The 14,760-nt window shown below is 52.8% G+C and carries 13 protein-coding genes; 3 read left to right on the top strand and 10 right to left on the bottom strand.

Going from position 1 to position 14,760, the window contains the following annotated elements; translation table 11 throughout:
• Positions 1-27: 27 nt before the first annotated feature.
• Positions 28-1,071 carry an NAD(P)-dependent alcohol dehydrogenase gene (locus ACGHM3_RS22080; protein ID WP_345421938.1) on the bottom strand — a complete coding sequence of 348 codons (1,044 nt, stop codon included), beginning with the start codon at positions 1,069-1,071 and terminating at the stop codon, positions 28-30.
• 187 nt (positions 1,072-1,258) lie between these two features.
• On the opposite strand from ACGHM3_RS22080, the gene ACGHM3_RS22085 reads away from it, so the two are divergent.
• The gene (locus tag ACGHM3_RS22085) at positions 1,259-2,152 is read left to right on the top strand and encodes a LysR family transcriptional regulator (protein WP_345421866.1); all 894 of its coding nucleotides are present in this window, start codon (positions 1,259-1,261) and stop codon (positions 2,150-2,152) included.
• A gap of 60 nt (positions 2,153-2,212) precedes the next feature.
• Here ACGHM3_RS22085 and ACGHM3_RS22090 read toward each other — a convergent pair whose 3' ends face one another.
• Positions 2,213-3,241 (bottom strand): LacI family DNA-binding transcriptional regulator, encoded by a 1,029-nt coding sequence (locus tag ACGHM3_RS22090; RefSeq protein ID WP_345421869.1) that lies wholly within the window; start codon positions 3,239-3,241, stop codon positions 2,213-2,215.
• A 382-nt stretch (positions 3,242-3,623) separates the two neighbouring features.
• Between ACGHM3_RS22090 and ACGHM3_RS22095 the strand changes: the two genes are divergently transcribed.
• Both ACGHM3_RS22095 and ACGHM3_RS22100 read left to right on the top strand, forming a co-directional pair.
• Complete coding sequence (locus tag ACGHM3_RS22095; RefSeq protein ID WP_345421872.1) at positions 3,624-4,631, top strand: Gfo/Idh/MocA family oxidoreductase; 1,008 nt, start codon at positions 3,624-3,626, stop codon at positions 4,629-4,631.
• A 31-nt stretch (positions 4,632-4,662) separates the two neighbouring features.
• Positions 4,663-5,604: a sugar phosphate isomerase/epimerase gene (locus ACGHM3_RS22100; protein ID WP_345421875.1), complete on the top strand. Its 942-nt coding sequence runs from the start codon at positions 4,663-4,665 to the stop codon at positions 5,602-5,604.
• A gap of 25 nt (positions 5,605-5,629) precedes the next feature.
• Here the strand turns inward: ACGHM3_RS22100 and ACGHM3_RS22105 are convergent, their stop codons facing one another.
• From ACGHM3_RS22105 to ACGHM3_RS22140, 8 genes are all read right to left on the bottom strand, one after another.
• The gene (locus tag ACGHM3_RS22105) at positions 5,630-6,091 is read right to left on the bottom strand and encodes a hypothetical protein (RefSeq protein ID WP_345421878.1); all 462 of its coding nucleotides are present in this window, start codon (positions 6,089-6,091) and stop codon (positions 5,630-5,632) included.
• A 77-nt stretch (positions 6,092-6,168) separates the two neighbouring features.
• On the bottom strand, positions 6,169-8,658 hold the full coding sequence (locus ACGHM3_RS22110) for a TonB-dependent receptor (RefSeq protein ID WP_345421881.1): 2,490 nt from the start codon (positions 8,656-8,658) through the stop codon (positions 6,169-6,171).
• Positions 8,659-9,231: 573 nt separating this feature from the next.
• Positions 9,232-10,365, bottom strand: coding sequence for an FAD-dependent oxidoreductase (locus tag ACGHM3_RS22115; protein WP_345421884.1), 1,134 nt, complete (start codon positions 10,363-10,365; stop codon positions 9,232-9,234).
• Between the two features lie 4 nt (positions 10,366-10,369).
• Positions 10,370-10,735: a Rieske 2Fe-2S domain-containing protein gene (locus ACGHM3_RS22120; protein WP_345421887.1), complete on the bottom strand. Its 366-nt coding sequence runs from the start codon at positions 10,733-10,735 to the stop codon at positions 10,370-10,372.
• A gap of 24 nt (positions 10,736-10,759) precedes the next feature.
• Positions 10,760-11,686 carry a VOC family protein gene (locus ACGHM3_RS22125; RefSeq protein WP_345421890.1) on the bottom strand — a complete coding sequence of 309 codons (927 nt, stop codon included), beginning with the start codon at positions 11,684-11,686 and terminating at the stop codon, positions 10,760-10,762.
• Positions 11,687-11,731: 45 nt separating this feature from the next.
• Positions 11,732-12,892 (bottom strand): prolyl oligopeptidase family serine peptidase, encoded by a 1,161-nt coding sequence (locus tag ACGHM3_RS22130; RefSeq protein ID WP_345421893.1) that lies wholly within the window; start codon positions 12,890-12,892, stop codon positions 11,732-11,734.
• A complete protein-coding gene (locus tag ACGHM3_RS22135) occupies positions 12,892-13,686 on the bottom strand; it encodes a cyclase family protein (RefSeq protein WP_345421896.1) in 795 nt (264 codons plus the stop codon). Before ACGHM3_RS22135 ends, ACGHM3_RS22130 begins: the two co-directional genes overlap by 1 nt.
• A 42-nt stretch (positions 13,687-13,728) precedes the next feature.
• Positions 13,729-14,706, bottom strand: coding sequence for a fumarylacetoacetate hydrolase family protein (locus ACGHM3_RS22140; RefSeq protein WP_345421899.1), 978 nt, complete (start codon positions 14,704-14,706; stop codon positions 13,729-13,731).
• Positions 14,707-14,760: the final 54 nt, after the last annotated feature.

Here is a 14,760-nt window from a genome sequence, read left to right on the forward strand (position 1 = left end):
TGCGTACTGGGCGTGAGTAAAAGGAGATTAACTTAACGTTGCCATATCAATCACAAAACGGTAGCGCACATCGGATTTCTCCATGCGCTCGTAGGCCTCGTTAATTTCACCCATGGCAATGGTTTCACACTCTGGCAAAATATTCATACGGCCGCAGAAATCGAGCATTTCTTGGGTTTCGGCGATGCCGCCAATCAGCGAACCGGCCACCCGGCGGCGGCCAAAAATCATAGGCACCGTTATAGGCTCAGCCAAAGGCCCTACCTGGCCGACGATAACCAGTGTGCCGTCTACGTCCAGCAAGGGCATATAGGGGTTTATGTCGTGTTTTACCGGCACGGTATCCAAAATCACATCGAAGCTGGCTTGGGCCAACGCCATGGCACCCTCATCGCTGGAGGCCAAAAACTCGTGGGCTCCCAACTCCAGTGCGTCGTCTTTTTTGGCCTCTGTACGGCTGATCACCGTCACGTGAGCGCCCAGTCCCACCGCCAGCTTAATGCCCATATGGCCCAGGCCACCCATACCCACTATCGCCACGCGGCTACCGGGGCCAACGTTCCAAGTGCGCAGTGGCGAATAGGTGGTAATGCCGGCGCACACCAGGGGTGCCACCCGAGCGAGGTCTAGGTTCTCTGGCACTCGCAGCACAAATTCGTCACGCACCACTATGTGTTTGGAATAGCCACCAAAGGTTGGCGTGCCGTCTACGCGGTCCTGGCCGCCGTAGGTTTGGGTGTTGCCCTCACGGCAGTATTGCTCTTCTCCCTGGTGGCATTGGTCGCACTCTTTGCAGCTGTCTACCATGCAGCCAACGGCCACCGTGTCACCCACCACAAAGTCGGCTACGTCGTCGCCCACGGCGGAGACTCGGCCAACGATTTCATGGCCGGGTACCGCGGGGTAAAGGGTCACGCCCCAGTCGTTGCGGGCGGTATGTAAATCGCTGTGGCACACGCCACAGTACAGAATATCAATGGCCACATCGTTGGCGCGTGGCTCCCGGCGCTCGAAAGAAAAAGGCGCTAGTGGCTCTTGGGCGGATTGCGCGGCATAACCTAGGGTTTTCAAATCAGACCTCCAAAGATCGTCTTGAGAGGCCGCTTCACACTCACCATTGAGCATTAACACAAGCGGCCTCTTATTAGTGATACTAATAGTACTGCTTGATGACACAGGCTTTAATAGCCCATAATCGATCGTATTAATAAAATAATTTCACCAATCATTTATCAGCCAGAGCCACTATTCAATCACCATGCCGCGCGAAAACATTAACGATTTAGTCGTATTCATAGCCATTGCCCGTGAAGGCAGCTTTACCAAGGCCGCCGCCAAAATGGGCGTGTCGCAATCCGCCCTCAGCCATTCCATTCGGCAATTGGAAGAGCGGCTGGGCATTCGGCTTTTCACCCGCACCACCCGCGCCGTGTCCCCCACCGAGGCCGGCCAGCGCCTGCTTACCGGCATTGGGCCGCACTTTGATTCCATCGAACAAGAGCTGGAAGCGCTGAATTTATTTCGCGACAAACCCGCCGGCACCATTCGCATCGCCGCTGCTAGCAATACAATCAGCCATGTTTTGTGGCCCAAGATTCGAGAGTTTTTGCCGGAATATCCGCAGATCAGCGTGGAATTATTTACCGATAACGGCCTTACCGATATCGTCAACGGCCGCTTTGATGCCGGCGTGCGGTTGGGCGATCAAATAGCCAAAGATATGATTGCTGTGCGCATTGGCCCCGATATTCGCTTTGCCGCCGTGGCCACGCCAGAGTTTTTTAAACAACACGGTAAGCCCGCCACCCCGCAACAGCTGACGCAATTCAAATGCATTAACTTTCGGCTGCCCACCGCCGGCGGTTTATATGCCTGGGAATTTGAAGAAAACGGTGAGGAATTCAAAGTGCGGGTGGACGGCCAATTGGTGTTTAACGAGATCTACCATATTATCCAAGCCACCCTGGACGGCTTTGGCATCTCGTATATGCCAGAGGAGCTGGCCAAGCCCCATATCGAATCCGGTGAATTTGAACGCGTGCTAGATGCCTGGTGCCCCCTGTGGGAAGGGCCCTATTTGTACTACCCCAACTGGCGGCAAGCGCCGCCGGCGTTTTCGGCGTTGGTAGAGGCGCTGCGCCATCGGCCTTAATTTCTACGAAAATTTTATTTAATTAAACCAGCAGCAGGTAAACCTTTGCTGTTTTAGTGTTTACTGGATATTTTCAGAGATAAACAATTCGTGGGCTAATATTTCGTAGGCCTTGGTATTTTGCTGTGGGTGTTGCAAAGCGTTAACCATAGCCGTCACGGTTTTCTCGGCCAGTGCTCTGCGCGGATTGGCAATGACCAAATCAATGGTGTGGTCAATTAATGCGGCGCGGGTGATGTCGGTTAGCTCATTACAAATTACAAATAGCGATTTAGGTTTAGCCTGCCGCAGAGCCTGCACCACGCCACCAATGCCGCCACCAATGCAATACAAGCCAGTGATGGAAGGTTGCTCTTGTAACAGCGTGCTTACCGTTTGTTGCGCCATGGTGTTGTTTTCTAAACTGATAACGCAATCGATAATATTGATGGACTCGGCGTGTTCCCGGCAATAACTGCGAAAACTGCTTTCGCTGTATTCCTGGCTGAGAATACGGTGGCTGGCCATAACCAAGCCCACCGATCTCGGCTGCGGTGAAAACTGACACATGGCCCAGGCGGCGGTGCGGCCCGCCACACGGTGATCTATCCCCACAAACCCCCGCTTACGCTGGGCGGATAAATCGGTAATTAGGGCAATAACCGGCACACCTTTGTCTGCCAAGTGCTCTATGCAATCGCTGACGTGTTGGTGATCGCTAGAAACCACCGCAATGGCGTCGGCTTTTTCTGCCAGCGCGTAAATACCCGCCACTATACTGGCGGGACTCATATCCTCGGCGTACTCCACCACAGCGGTGCCGGCAATATCATCACAGCGCTGGGTGGCGGCGGTAAGCTCTGCCGCCAACTCGGTGTAGAACACACTGGATTTACGATGCAGTAAAAACCCCAGCCGCTGGGCAGGCACAAATTCATCCACCCGCTGTTGGATTAACCGAGACGCGCGAAACCCCAGGGCCTTGGCCGCTGCCAGCACTTTGTGAGCGGTTTCCGGCTTTACCGGTGCGCGCTTGTTGATGACTCTGTCCACAGTAGCCACGCCAACACCCGCCTGACGTGCCACATCGGTCATGGTTGGCCGGCGCATAGGGCCTCTAATCTATTAATGTTCATCTGATCTGTCTTTATCAATGTGCAGGCCGTCTTACTTAGGCTGCCGATATTACGGCTGCTATTACGGCTGTTCATACCAAGCTTGATAGTTTCTATCATTCTTGCTCAATGATGATAGAAATGAAACAAAAATTCCAGCGCCATCTAAAATGGCTTTTCCACTTCATTACCCTGAATTAACATCGGTTTCCGATCCGCAACGCGCCCCAGGGGCTGGGATCCAATCATTGATAGCTTCTATCATTTAAAGATAACAACAGCGCCAAGCATTTCGATAAGTACTAACAAAAAAGTCTGATTTAGCCACCAAGCATCATTAGCTCTGGCCAACCAATAATGACAATAAAGGAACGCAAATGACCGTAAAAATAGGTGTCATCGGTACCGGTGCCATAGGCCGCGAACACGTGTTTCGCTTAAGTCGAAAAATCCCAGGCGCCCAGGTCGTCGCTTTGAACGATGTCAATATTAGCTCCTGCGAAAGCATCAACAGTGACTTTGACCTGGATGCGAAAATTTTTACGGATAGCCACGAGCTGATTAAATCCGATAGCGTAGACGCGATTGTTGTTGCGTCTTGGGGCCCCACCCACGAGGAGTTTGTCAATTCCGCCATTAGCGCCGGCAAATTTGTATTTTGTGAAAAACCCCTAGCCGTAACGGCTGAGGGATGCCGACAAATCATCGACGCAGAGCTCACCGGTGGTAAGCGTTTAGTGCAGGTTGGCTTTATGCGTCGCTACGACCAAGCCTACCAACAACTGAAAAAATGCCTGCAAGATAACACCATCGGCCACCCAATTATTTTAAATTGCGCCCACCGCGCCCCCCATGCCCCGGGCTTTGGTGGTGACATGGCCATTACCGACTCCCTGGTGCACGAATTTGATGTACTGCGCTGGTTGTTGGACGACGACTATGTGGCAGCCCAGGTTATTTTGCCGCGCAAAACATCTCTGTGCGATGAAGGCCTACAAGACCCGCACATAGTGCAACTGCGCACCCGGCAGGGCATTCACATTTCAATTGAGAGCTTCGTCAACGCGCACTATGGCTACGACATTCAATGCCAGGTAGTAGGCGAAAAAGGCGTAGCTGCCCTACCGGAACCGGCCAGTGTGCAATTGCGCGAGCTGGGCAAGTTATCCCACGAAATATTAATCGACTGGAAAGACCGATTTGTTGCCGCCTTTGATCAGGAATTCCGCGATTGGATTCAGTCCATTAAAGCCGGTAAAGCCAACGGCCCTTCTGCCTGGGATGGCTACGTGGTGGCGGTAACGGCGGACGCCTGTGTGAAAGCCAAACACAGCGGTCAATTTGAAAACATCGACCTGCCACCGCGGCCTGATTTTTATCAATAGCCGCTCAAATAACAATAAAGAGTAAACCAATATGAAACTATCTTTCTGCACCGACAGCTTGGGCCAATACACCTACGAGGAAATGCTGGACAAACTGCTTAGCTACGATGTTAAAGCCATCGAAATTACCACCGGCGGCTGGTCTGCAGCTCCCCATATGCGGATGGACCAAATGCTTGCCGACGATAAAAAATTACGGGCGTTTCAGTCTGCGCTGGAACAACGGGGTATGGAGATCGCAGCGCTGAATGTTTCGGGCAATCCACTGGACCCAAGCGCCATGGGGCAAGCCCACAAACAAGCGGCCTTCGATACCATGGAGCTGGCCCAACGCCTAGACGTTAAAAAAATCGTTATGATGAGCGGCCTACCTCCGGCTGCGCCCAGCGACACCGTACCCAACTGGATCACCTATACGGTTAGCTGGCCACCAATATTACAAGACCAACTGAATTATCAATGGAACGACGTCGCCATTCCCTTCTGGAACGAACTGGTGGCCCATGCGGACAATTTCGGCGTGGAAAAAATCGCCTTGGAAAACTTTAGCTCCATGCTGGTGTGGAACCCAGAAACCCTATTCCGGCTGCGCAACGCCGTTGGCCCCATGGTGGGCTTAAACCTGGACCCAAGCCATTTAATTTGGATGGGCGCAGACCCCATAGCCGCGGCGCGCAATCTGGGCGATGCCATACACCATGTACACGGTAAGGACGTGCGCTTAGAACGCGGCCTGGTAGACGTAAACGGCTTGCTAGAAACAAAACCCGTAACTCAACCCGCCGAGCGCGCCTGGAATTACGTTGCCGTAGGTTGTGGCCAAGACTTGCAATGGTGGAAGGAGTTTTTCTCCGTAGTGCGGATGACCGGCTACAACGGTTACGTCTCCCTGGAAATGGAAGACTTAACCATGTCTGTTGAAGCGGGAATAGAAACCTCTATTCACGCGCTGCAACAAACCATTTCTCGCTAACCGACATCAACCAAACATATCCCCACTAAGCACACTGGCTTTGGTGTGCTTGGTTTTTGCTGGCAACTTTATCCAGTGTAAATAAAGCCAAAGGCGTAACCACGATAGACACCACAAAAGCGTAGATCAGCTTAAAGCCGACGAATTGGGTAAACCCAAGGCTTTCAATACTCCCTGCGTTGAAAACCAGCCCATGTACAGACTGCATGATTAAGGCCAGCATTATTGCGGCCAGTAACGAAACCAACAGGATTGGCCATACCTTTACCGCAAGCTTGTGTTTAGCCCGGGTAATTAAACTTGGAATTGCCGCGGCAAAAAATACCACAAAGGCGGTTTGCACAAGGCCATCCTTAACAATCTCCGCGGCCGGAACCGTTACCAACTGGCGAAACAATAAGAAAGCAAATAAAAAACTAAACGCACTATTTATAACGGCGCTGATAAGCGCCTCTCGCGCTAGGGTTTGAAATGTGAACGGTGGCATAGAACATACCTCTTAAATATCAATGATGCTCAAAACAGTGATAGGAGCTACCGTTACGGTAACTCCCAACAATTGCGTTAAAAGAAATAATTAAATCGCAATCCGTAGGTTCTTGGCGGCTCGTATACGGAGGTCACCAAGTTACTCATTTCGCTCAGTACTTGGGTAACCGATTGCACTTCTTCATTGGTGATATTACGGGCGTAGGCCAATAGTGACCATTGGCCACTAGCGGCATCCAATTGCAAGGTGGCATCCAAGGTGGTGACCGATTCCGCCCGTTGGGGTGGAGTAAAATCAAAACCCACCCAGCGGTCATCGCGGTAACGGGCATCCAGGCTCAGAACGGCGTTGATGTCTGCCAATGAAAATTGTTGGTCTACGCCAAAGGTTGCCGTCCACTCCGGCGAGTTGCGCCCCTCTTGGCCAGAACAATCCACTTGCCACAAGGCGTTACCCGCAGCGTTTAGCTCTATGAAGCTGGAATCGCAACCGGTGACTACGTGTACGTCGGGGTCTGCAGTGGGTTGCACAAAACTAAAGTCATCAATGGTATTTTTTAAGTACTGCACATTGGCCCGCAGCCGGGTACTGTTAGTGGCGGCTAACAAAATATCCAGCTCTAAACCTTCAATGGTGGAGCTGCCGATGTTCTCGGTATACAAGGTGCTATTACCGCTGGCGTCAACGCCGAAATGGCTGGCTTGTTGATCGTCGTACTGCCAGTGGAACAGCTCCGCGTTAATTTGCAGGCGATCTTCAAAAAAGCGGTTTTTAGAGCCAAGGGTAAAAGCATCCAGATACTCTGGGTCGTACTGTTCGCGGCCGGCGGCCAAGCTAAAACCGCCGGAGCGATAACCGGTTTCAAAACTGGCATAGAGTAAACTGTCGGCACCCACATCCCACTCAGCGGCCAAGCGGTAGGTTATTTCTTCTGCTGTTTGCGTTTGATTAATTTCTGTGGGATTAATCAGCAATAGGTTTGCGGTGGCGGTTGCCGGCGCACCGGGGAATAGCGGCACCTGGCCGTAGGGCACAGGCCCGGTGCCGATACCGGGTGCGCCCACCGGTAGATCGGCGGCATCAATCAGCGCAAGAGTGTCTGCCACGGTAGCGCCGGCAGGTATGGCCGGTGCGCCCTCGCAATTAGGGATTTCTGGGCCACCGGGGAACACCGGCAGGTAACGAATGCACAGGTTCACAAAGGTATCGGAACGGCCGGTGAATTGTTTTTCGTCATCGGTGTAGCGCAAACCACCCACCAGCCTAAATGAGTCGCTGACGTTAAAGGTTCCGCGGGCAAACACCGCCTTTGACTCCGACGTGGAGGCGTCTATGCCCTGGGTGCTTTGAATACTCTGCTGGTTGTAAGAGGCCAACCCACTGACTTCTTCATCAAAATAATAGCCACCCAAAATCCAATCCACCGGGCCGGAGCTGGTGCTTAAGCGCGCCTCCAGGCTAAATTGGTCTTGGTCATCTTGAATAATGGCGGCTTGCATACCCGGGTTAATAAATAGGTTGTCGGCTTCGGCTTCGCGGTAGCCGGCAATCACCACCAGGTCACCAATATCTAGCGCCGCATTAAGCTCGGCATTAACGCCCCAAAAGGTGTTATCTAAAAAGGGCTTTTCAGTGGGGTTTGGCGTGGTAAATGCGGGTACCGTGGCCAGGGATTGGTAATAGGCTTGGGCCACGGGCGTAAGTGGGCCACCAAAGCCATCCGACACATTGCTGGGCGCCGGATTAAAGTCGTAATGATCTATGGTATTGGGGTTATCCGATGGCGGGCCAAATTGAAAGCCGTAGTTGCCTCGGTAAATAGGCGCACTGCCATCACCCTGGCTGGTGGAATAATCCGCCGCTATACGAAGGCTAACGTTATCACTTAGCTCGCCAAATAATTGGCCGCGCAGCGCGGTATCGTCTGTGGCGCCAGTGCCGTCGTCGTTATATCCGTCGCTGTCCAGTTTGGCCAGAGACAAGCGCGCCGCCCACTGCTCATCTAACGCCAAATTAACCGCGCCGGAAAACCCGGTTTTGCCATAGTTACCTAGCTCCGCCGAAAGGCTGCCGCTGGTTTCACCCAAGGTGGGCGTGTTGGGAATAACATTGATGGCACCGGCGGTGGCGTTGCGGCCATACAAGGTGCCTTGCGGCCCTTTTAATACCTCAATACGGTTTACATCCAAAAAGGACGCCGTGGTGGCCGTGGGCCGACCAATGGCGATGCCATCGATATTAAACGCCAGTGCCGAATCGGTGTAGGCGTTGACCGCAAAATTACCCACGCCACGCACAAAGAAAATATTATTGGAACCGCCGGCCGAGGCCACGGTTAACGCCGGCGATACCTTACTCAGCATAGAGGCATCACTTACGCCGATGCGATTAAGCTCCGCCTCACCGGCGGCGTCGATGGGCAAGGCGGCGTCTTGCAAGGTTTCTGCCTTACGCTGGGCGGTAACCACCACTTCCTCCAGCGCGGTTTGGGCGTGCAAATACGGCGCGGCCAGGGTAGCAGTTACGGCGGATACGACTAACGGTAGTGTTTTATATGTTGGCATTGTTCGCTTCCTCAAGGAACCTCTGATTAATCTCGGTTGCTTCTGCGCGAGTCCTCAAAGCTCAGCTGACAAGGCGATTTTCGCAGTTAATGGCCGTCGTCCTTAGCAAGAAAATCAACGCAGTCAGATGGGCTTTGAGGCCGCGCCCTACGGGGCTTTCAGAGCTTTCTGATATCTTTGTTAGCGTTTTGTGACCGGGGCGCGCAGCCGTACGGCCAGTATGCCTGCAAAACGCTGCCTCGATCTCAAAAAGCTCTGGGAGCCAGAAGTCAGCCGAGATTATTCAGAGGTTCCTTTGTTATTGTTTTGAGTACTTTTTTATACAGGCAACCACCGCACACAGAATAAAATTCCGTGCCGGCCTGCTTTTTTATAAATTGCGGTAGAGCGTTGTTATTTGATATTTCTGATTAGAGCTTGGTAATTCTGATTAGAGCTTGGTAGTTCTAACTAAAGCTCGGTAGTGCTTTGGTTTGCTGAGGTCTTACTTTTTATAATTTTTATTCGGTTAAAACGGTGTTGTTTAGCGTGGGGGCTGGCGCGCTGCAGAGGATACAACGCGCTTTATTAAGCCTAAATAGGTTGCTGTAAAGCGATTAAGGTATCGCGCATTAACATGGCGTGCTCCATTTTATCGCCGCCTTCGATTTCGATTTGGCCTATGCGACCGGAATTTTCCACCACCATGCGGCAGCGCTCCCAACGACGATCTTGGAAGGCGGTTAATGCCTGGGCCAGTTCATCGCGCTGGGCTAATTCCTCGGCCAATACGATGGCGTCTTCAATACCGATACAGGCACCGTGTGCCAGGTGTGGCGTTGTGGCGTGTACGGCATCGCCAATTAGTACCACCCGGCCTTGGAACCATGGCTGGGGCATTAATAGCCCTTCCAAGGGGCGGAACATTACATGGCTATCTGCATTAATTTGTTCTGCCAGGGCGTGCACCGCCGGCGCAGTAAAGTGCTCTAACAACAACTGCTTTAATACCGCCGGTTCTTCCTCGGGTGTAAAGCGCTGGCGCTCTTTGCTGTCTACCGTTAGGAATAAATACACTTGGTCTTTGGACATTGGGTTGATGCCGGCTTTCAAGTTTGGCCCCACCCACATCTTAGTGCTATTGCAACCTTCCGGCTTGGGCAGCACCGCTCGCCAAACGCCTTGGCCGGTGTAACTGGGCGCTGCTGCATCGGGGAATAACCACTGGCGGGTTTTGGAGTAAAGGCCATCGGCGGCAATCACTAAATCGTAGCTTTGTTCGCTGCCATCGCTGAATTGCACCGTGGCGCAGTCGTCGTTTTGGCTGATTCCGGTGTGGGTAATACCCAAACGAACTTTGGTGTTACCGGCTTTTACTTTGTCGGCCAAAATTTTTGCCAACACTGGGCGCATAATGGCCCCGGTGCCGGGGATATGCTCGCCGGCAAAACGCGGGTTCGGTATGGTTTGAATATGATGGCCGTTAGGTGCAAACAGGTCTAAGGCATCGTGGCCGTGGCCGTGGTCTAAAAACTGATCCAACACACCCAGGGTTTCAAAGGCGCGCAGTGTGGCGCCACCAATACTGATGCCAGCACCATCGGGGTGCCAGGTTGGGCTGGCTTCAATTAATTCTACTTGGTAGTTTTGTTTGCTCAACTCGATGGCGGCGGTCATGCCCGAAAAGCCACCACCAATAATTAATACTGATTTAATTGAATTAGTCATTGTTTTATTCTCCGCCGGCTAGCTCGGCTTTGCTGATGGATATCTGACCTCGGCTGCTGACACCAACGGTGAGCTTGCTGAGGTATTGGCCCAAACAGGGGCCGCTTGTGCACAATCCGGTTTCTATATTGAACTGAGCACCGTGGGCGGCACACTGTATGGCCTGCCCGGCGGCGTTTAAGTAGTTGTCTTTTTTCCAGGGCAATGTCATGCCATCTAGGTGCGGGCAGCGGTCACGATAGGCAAACACTTCACCCTGCTGGCGCACCACAAACACACTGTTTTTACCTTCGTTTAATGGATCAAACCCGCGCGCACCGGGGTTGGGAATATCCTCCAGCGCGCACAAGATCCACCGTTCCGCAGCCATGGTTTACTCTATTATGGCGTTGAATTAAGGCTTTGGCGGCGGGCCCATGGGCGCCCATTTTTCTCGGTATTGCAGCAAAAACGCCTGGGAGTTATCGGCTCCGGGCATGGCTTCTCGCGCCTGCCAAGTGTCGTCGTGCAAGTCCATATCGGCGTCGTATTCCATATTGCAGCCGAAGGGGCTTTTAAAATACCAAAACCAGTTTGATCCAAAAATATGACGCCCCGGCCCCCAAAAGCTCTCGTAGCCTTTGCTTTCTAGGTTACTGCCAGCCTGCATCACTTCGGTGGGGCCACCCATGTGGAAGGTAAAGTGTTCACAACCTTGCATGTGGGGCGGGGTTTGAATAAAAAATACCGTGTGGTGATCGGTGCTGCCCGCCGGCCGCATAAAGGGGCCAACTTTAGTAAAGCGATCGGTGGTGACAAACCCTAAACGATCACGGAAAAAGGCTTCAGCTTTTTCGGCATCCGGCACAAAGTAGACTGCATGGGACAAGCTGCGCGGCTTAGGCTGTGCGCCATTGACTACGCCAATTTCGTTAATGGACCGCTGTACCGAGGTACCCGGCGCATTGATTTTTTCCATGCTGGCGCTAATGGTTTTGCGGATAGTAACTTGAAAGCCCAACACAAAACCCAGGTCGTCGGCCACTTGTAGCGAGCCATCGTCCAACACGGTGACTTCTCGGTCGCGCCCCAGCTCGACTTTTAATGCATCCAATGTGGCTTGGTCAGCCACACCGTAAATGGTTTTGCGTAACATGGACCCCGTAGGCAAGGCCGCCGGCAGGGATTGATCATCTGCGGAGCACACTTGCACGCCAGTTCCATCCATGGCTTCAAAGCGGCCACCGCCCACGGCACTAAGGCCGTAGTCCAATAAAAATTGTTCACAGGCGCTGGTGTCTTCTACACCAAATACTAAGGTATCAGGGCCAATAATATTCATAACACTTCTCTTATTCTGTTCTTTTCAGTTACTGCGTTGTTGCGCTTAATCGGCAACCCGGCCGCCCAATTGCTCAGCCACCCAGTCTGCGATGTAATGACCAGCATTGATGCTGTTATCGAAACTGGAATGCTGCACACCGCCCTCGCGCTGGGTGAAGATTTTTAATTCACGGTTAGGGCTATTCACCAATTGCTCGTAGGTGCGCTCTGCCCACTTCAATGGAATTTGGCTGTCTTTTTCGCCGTGGGTAACTAAGAAGGGCACTTTAATTTTTTCAACAACACCATCGAGGTGTACCCTCTCGGCGATCTGCATAAAGTCATCGATATCTTTTGCACCCCATACCCAGCACACGTGTTTCCAGTAATGGGGAACCGGGAAATCACCTTCTTTGTCTAGCCGGCGCTTTTGCACATCGCGCCAATCGTGATTAGCGCCCCACACCACGCCACAGGCAAAGCGCGGTTCAAATGCCACGGCTCTGGGGCAGTAATAGCCTCCTAAAGAAACGCCTTCCATACCAATACGTTTACTGTCTACGTCATCGCGAGCCTCTAGCCAATCCACGACCGGGCTGGCCCAGTGTTCGCTGTCGTAACGGGCAGTGAGCTTTTGTAGGCGCAGGGCTTCACCGGTACCGGGCTGATCAATAATCAGCGAACCGATACCGCGCTTCGCCAACCACAGCGGCAGGCCAACGAAATATTTCAGTTCCTTGGTGGAGTCCAGGCCATTTACCTGCACTAAAATAGGCATGGGGCCTTGGCTGTTGTCGGGTTTTACCAACAGGCCGGTTAGGTGAGAACCGGCGTAGGGGATTTCTACTCGCTCGCAGTTGGCGCCAGTAAGGGCATTGCCGCGTTCAAAGGTGGCCAGTGAGCGTTTGTATAAATCTAAGCGGCCCGGCGCATCGTGGGCTTGCAATCGTTCACAGGTGATTAAGTACATAGAGGCGCGACGATATTTCTCACCGGCGGAATAAATTCGCCCCTTGGCTTCGTCCTCTTCGGCTAAGGAGCAGAGTTTATCTGCCATGGTTTGCCAGGTGTCGCGGAAGGCCTGGGTGCCTTCTTTATCGGGCTTTTTGGCGGCCTCTTGCAGTGGCGCACACATTTCTTCAATTTCGCCGATACGCGCACCCATTTCGATGGCCAAATCCACCGACAAATTCCAAACATAATTGGTGGGAAAATACTTAAACATTAATTGTCCTCAATAATAGCAACGGCGCGCACGAACCCCGCCGATGCGCGTTTAATTTTGTAAGGGAAGCAAGACACGGTAAAACCGTTGGCCGGCAGCGCCTCTAGGTTGGCGAGTTTTTCCATTTGGCCGTAGCCGATGTCTCGGCCCGCTTTATGGCCTTCCCAAATAATGGAGGCGTCTTTGCTTTTCTCGAATTTTTCTTTGGTGTAGGGAAATGGCGCGTCCCAACTCCAGGCATCGGTGCCCACCACGCGCACGCCACGCTCCAATAAATACAAAGTGGCTTCGCGGCCCATACCAACGCCGGCGGCCAGGTAACCCGGTTGGCCAAATAAGCTGCCAGCGCGGGTATTTACCAAAACAATATCCAAAGGCTGCAGGCTGTGGTTAATGCGTTTTAATTCCGCCTCTACCTCGGCGGCGGTGACCACGTGGCCGTCGGGCATGTTGCGAAAATCCAATTTAACGCCGGGCTGCAAGCACCACTCCAGGGGTAGTTCATCAATACCAAACGCAGGCCGCCCCCCCATTTGCTCATCGGTGGTGGAGGCATAGTGCCAGGGCGCGTCCATGTGGGTGCCACTGTGGGTGGTAATTTCTAAGCGTTCTGCCGCCCAGGCTTCATCACCGGGTAGATCGGATTTTTTTAGGCCAGGAAACATGGCTTCCATTTCTGGCCAACCCTGCTGGTGATCCATGTAATCAATTTTGGGTAACAGCGGCGGTGGATCGGTGTTTGGGTTGTTATCCAAAGTAACCGACAAATCAATTAGGCGACGCTTGCTGGTCATAGTGTTATCTCGTATTTTTTGCGCTGCGTTATCGGCGCAGGATTAGACAAGGGCAACTCGTTGGTCGATTGCACCAAACGGTTTTTCGCCATTGGCTAACTCGGTATAAATTTGCACCCGGTCACCGGGTTGCATAAAGGGCGTGCGAATTTCGCCGTGTTCAATCACATCCAATGCCCGGCGCTCGGAGATACAAGCGGAGCCGGCGCTGCGATCTTGGGTAGACACAGTACCGGAGCCAATAATGGTGCCGGCGCTGAGTGTGCGAGTGGCCGCGGCGTGGGAGATCAGTTGGTGAAAACCGAAATGCATTTCTTCGCCGTTGGGGTGGCCAAACCATTGCTCGTTCCAACGCATGTGCAAAGGCAAGCACACGCGGCCATTGCGCCAGGCATCGCCCAGCTCATCCGGGGTAATGGCCACGGCAGAAAAACTGGTGGCGGGTTTGGCTTGCACAAAACCGAATCCGGTTTTCATTTCCCGTGGTGCCAGGGCACGCAGGCTAACGTCGTTAACCAGCATAATTAAACGCACGTAATCCAGAGCGTTGTCAGCGCCGGTGCCCATGGGCACTTCATCCACGATGACGGCAAACTCACCTTCAAAATCGATTCCGTGTTCGACACTGGGGCATTCAATGGCATGGCCGGGGCCTTTTAAATCGTCGCTAGCGCCTTGGTAGACCAGGGGGATTGTGTCGGCATCGGCAATAGGCTCTAAGTGAAAGGCCTTTTGCATAAGCTCGCCGTGATTTAAAAACAGCGAGCCATCCAACCACTGCCAAGCTCGCGGCAGCGGAGCCAAAACCTCTTGGGGGTTAAAGCTGATAGCAGCGGATAGCTTGCCTGCCTCTAATTCATCGCCCAGCGCGGTTAACTCGCTGTGATGCTGCTGCCAGTTTTCCAATAACTCGCGCAAACTGGGCGCTAAATGATTGATGGCAACGGCTTGGGTGAGTGCGCGGTTGACCAGCACTGGCAAGCCATCGCGGGTGCCGTTGGCAAGGGATGCAAATTTCATTATAGATATACGTGTTTTTGATCAGGTGCCAGTAGGGTAATCCCAGACGAAACC

The organism is Halioxenophilus aromaticivorans (genome assembly GCF_042850945.1).
Taxonomy (GTDB): domain Bacteria; phylum Pseudomonadota; class Gammaproteobacteria; order Pseudomonadales; family Cellvibrionaceae; genus Halioxenophilus; species Halioxenophilus aromaticivorans.

Coding starts and splice junctions, on each gene's coding strand:
- ACGHM3_RS22085 (WP_345421866.1), top strand. CDS start 1,259: ATGCCGCGCGAAAACATTAACGATTTAGTCGTATTCATAGCCATTGCC.
- ACGHM3_RS22090 (WP_345421869.1), bottom strand. CDS start 3,241: ATGCGCCGGCCAACCATGACCGATGTGGCACGTCAGGCGGGTGTTGGC.
- ACGHM3_RS22095 (WP_345421872.1), top strand. CDS start 3,624: ATGACCGTAAAAATAGGTGTCATCGGTACCGGTGCCATAGGCCGCGAA.
- ACGHM3_RS22100 (WP_345421875.1), top strand. CDS start 4,663: ATGAAACTATCTTTCTGCACCGACAGCTTGGGCCAATACACCTACGAG.
- ACGHM3_RS22105 (WP_345421878.1), bottom strand. CDS start 6,091: ATGCCACCGTTCACATTTCAAACCCTAGCGCGAGAGGCGCTTATCAGC.
- ACGHM3_RS22110 (WP_345421881.1), bottom strand. CDS start 8,658: ATGCCAACATATAAAACACTACCGTTAGTCGTATCCGCCGTAACTGCT.
- ACGHM3_RS22115 (WP_345421884.1), bottom strand. CDS start 10,365: ATGACTAATTCAATTAAATCAGTATTAATTATTGGTGGTGGCTTTTCG.
- ACGHM3_RS22120 (WP_345421887.1), bottom strand. CDS start 10,735: ATGGCTGCGGAACGGTGGATCTTGTGCGCGCTGGAGGATATTCCCAAC.
- ACGHM3_RS22125 (WP_345421890.1), bottom strand. CDS start 11,686: ATGAATATTATTGGCCCTGATACCTTAGTATTTGGTGTAGAAGACACC.
- ACGHM3_RS22130 (WP_345421893.1), bottom strand. CDS start 12,892: ATGTTTAAGTATTTTCCCACCAATTATGTTTGGAATTTGTCGGTGGAT.
- ACGHM3_RS22135 (WP_345421896.1), bottom strand. CDS start 13,686: ATGACCAGCAAGCGTCGCCTAATTGATTTGTCGGTTACTTTGGATAAC.
- ACGHM3_RS22140 (WP_345421899.1), bottom strand. CDS start 14,706: ATGAAATTTGCATCCCTTGCCAACGGCACCCGCGATGGCTTGCCAGTG.